Below are 2588 nucleotides of genomic sequence, written 5' to 3' on the forward strand. Positions count from 1 at the left end.
CGAGCGGATGGTCTCGATCCGGTCGAGGTTGTTCGCGTAGGTGATCTCGGCCGAGACCACGTTGCCGAGTGCGGACCCGTTCCGCGTGATCGCGCCGTTGAAGTGCCCGAAGCGCTTCAGCTCCAGTGCGGCTGGCGTTCCGGCGCTGGTCGTGGTCCCGACCGTCTCGCCCTGCGCCACCAGCCGCGCGGTGGCGGTCAGGAGCCCCGAGCGCGCCATCTGCCATGTGATCTGGTCGAGCACGCAGCCGGAATACATGGCAAAGCGCGGCACCTCCGGCATGCCGGTCTCGATGGAGAGGCTCGGCAGCGTCCAGGCGCCGGACCGGAACTCGTGCGTCCAGGGGCCGGTGCCCGTGGTGATCGGCGCGCCGAAAGCTGCCTTCAGCCAGAAGCCAAAGGCCTCGGCGTCGAGCGGCACGACGACATCGCCGTCGGCCGTCACCGCGTCCTTGATCGGCGCCAGCGGATCGCGGCCGTAGCCGAGAAGCTCGGAGTTCAGCAGCGGCTGCTCGGCGCCGAGCGTGGCGCTGGCAAACGGCATCTTCATAAAGCCGCCTGCGGGCGGTGTCCCATAGGTCGTCTCGAACGCAAGCGCGATCTGCGCCCGCGCCCCTTGGGCTCGTGCCATGGTGATCTCCTGTTGTCGGTTGGGTCAGGCCAGCGGGTCGGCCGTGGTGTAGTGCAGGACGACCGGGATCACGGCTGCCTTCAGGCTGGCCGCGCCATCGACCGGCAGATCGACTGGCCTCGGCGCTTCCGCCTCGACCCAGTCGCAGAGGCCGCCGAGCGTGCGGTCGGCCGCGAGCGCCGCGCCGATGCTGGCGGTCAGCGTGTCGAAGGCGGCGTCACGGTCGGCGCCCTGCACGACCGCCTCGATCTCGGCGCGGTGCTGGTAGTGGTAGCGCAGCGGCGACAACGTAACCTCGGGCTCCCCCGGTTCGCCGTCGCGCAGGATCAGCAGGCCCTCGGCCGGCACGCGCTCGGGCAGCACCTCACCGCGAAGGGCGGTCGCAGGCAGCGCCGAGAGCCGCGCGTGCAGCGCGGCGAGGATGGTTTCGCGTGGGGTGGGCATCGGTTTTTGCTATGTTGAAAGTGCAGAGGAGTCCGCTTGACGCCCCTTCCCGTCATTCGATAGCCCGTCGCCCAGACAGGGAGGCTGGGCGACGGAGGGAGTCAGCTCTTGCGCGCCGAAACTAGCATCATCATCGGACGCTCCAGTTCTTCAGCAAGTTCCGGTATCTCCGTAATCTGTTCAGACGTGGGCGCAAATTCCTCCATCCGGTGCAACTCGAACCCCGTGCCGATCAGAGTGTTGAGCGTGGTTGCCATGGTTCGATGCTGCTTCAGCACGCCTTTGGCAAACCAGTCCGTGCGGCGCTCACCCTCGACGGAATAACCATTGACCGGCCAGGTCTTCCGACCGTCTTCGTCCAGCGTCCAATGGGGATGTGCCGCTGCCATGAAGATCGGATGCTCGATGGTGAAAACCAAGTTTCCGCCGGGCGCCAGTGCCGCGTGGATCATGCGGATCAGTCGCTCGAAATCCCGCACGTAGTGGAAGGTCAGTGCGCTGTAGACTAGCTCGAAGGCCGCCTCGGGCAGTTCAAGGGTTTCCAGATCGGCAATCCGGTATTCGATCCCGGCATCCTTCGTGTCGGCCTTCGCACGTTCGATCATGTTCTGTGACAGATCGAGGCCGAGAACCGAGGCTGCGCCCTGATCGCGAAACCAGCGAGAGGTCCAGCCGAAACCACAACCCAGATCGGCCACGCGCTTGCCGGTCAGATCAGGAAGCAAAGTCCGGATTGCCGGCCATTCCGGCGCACCGTCCAGTCCTTCCACCTGTCGGGGAAGCTGGCTGTAGCCAGCGAAGAAATCGGGATTGTCGTAGATATTCTGTGCCATATTTGTCTCCAGAGAAAAGGGAGGACGAGGCACGTTTTCCACGCCAAGATACCTCGTCCGAAAGGGCGAGGCCGAGGCTGGCAATCAGCGTGGTTAGGTCGCGTGATCGGCATCCCGGCATCCCGCCAATGGGATACCGGCCAACCGGGCGACAATGTGGATGTCCTTCTCAACCATGCTGGCTATATCGGTCAGGACGCCACAATTGTCAATTTCACTGCTCATGTGAGTGGCCGGAATGTCCCGCATAGCCGACGTCAAAACCTTCCCTCCACCCATTTCGCCACGATCAGCCCCGGCACGCTGTCCAGTGCCCGGTCCGCGTCCCGCGCGAGGTCCAGCCGCTTCGGCAGCTTGACCTGCGGCACGAGCAGGAAGATCGGCGCGGTGACCTTGCCGCGCCCGGTCTTGGAGCGCGACACCACCGCCTGAGCCTTCGTGTTCAGCCGCCCCTCCGCGACCAGCAGGCTCGGTCCGGTGCGGCGATAGACAAAGCGCAGCCGCAGCCCGCGGCGGCGCTCCCATTCGCCGGGCGTGATCCCGCCGCCGCGCAGGGACTTGCCCGCGGCGGGCAGCGGGATCGCCAGCCAGAACCCGTTCTTTGACCGGATCAGCGGCCCCGTATCGTGTGCGCCCACGATGACCGGGGCCTTCGACCAGACCAGCGCCGCCGCATCCAGG

General features: G+C 65.9%; 4 protein-coding genes. All 4 read right to left on the bottom strand.

All coding sequences use genetic code 11. The annotated features are described in order from the left end of the window. Positions 1 to 630, bottom strand: a 630-nt coding sequence (locus E3D03_RS20395) for a phage tail tube protein (protein WP_263568467.1), incomplete at its 3' end; no start/stop codon positions are given. 24 nt (positions 631 to 654) lie between these two features. After that, positions 655 to 1074 carry an acyl-CoA transferase gene (locus E3D03_RS20400; protein ID WP_263568468.1) on the bottom strand — a complete coding sequence of 140 codons (420 nt, stop codon included), beginning with the start codon at positions 1072 to 1074 and terminating at the stop codon, positions 655 to 657. Positions 1075 to 1175: 101 nt separating this feature from the next. Beyond that, positions 1176 to 1907: a class I SAM-dependent methyltransferase gene (locus tag E3D03_RS20405; protein WP_263568469.1), complete on the bottom strand. Its 732-nt coding sequence runs from the start codon at positions 1905 to 1907 to the stop codon at positions 1176 to 1178. A gap of 257 nt (positions 1908 to 2164) precedes the next feature. After that, on the bottom strand, positions 2165 to 2588 hold a 424-nt coding region (locus tag E3D03_RS20410), incomplete at its 5' end, for a DUF6441 family protein (RefSeq protein ID WP_263568470.1).

Source organism: Paracoccus sp. DMF, from assembly GCF_004407025.1.
Classification (GTDB): domain Bacteria; phylum Pseudomonadota; class Alphaproteobacteria; order Rhodobacterales; family Rhodobacteraceae; genus Paracoccus; species Paracoccus aminovorans_B.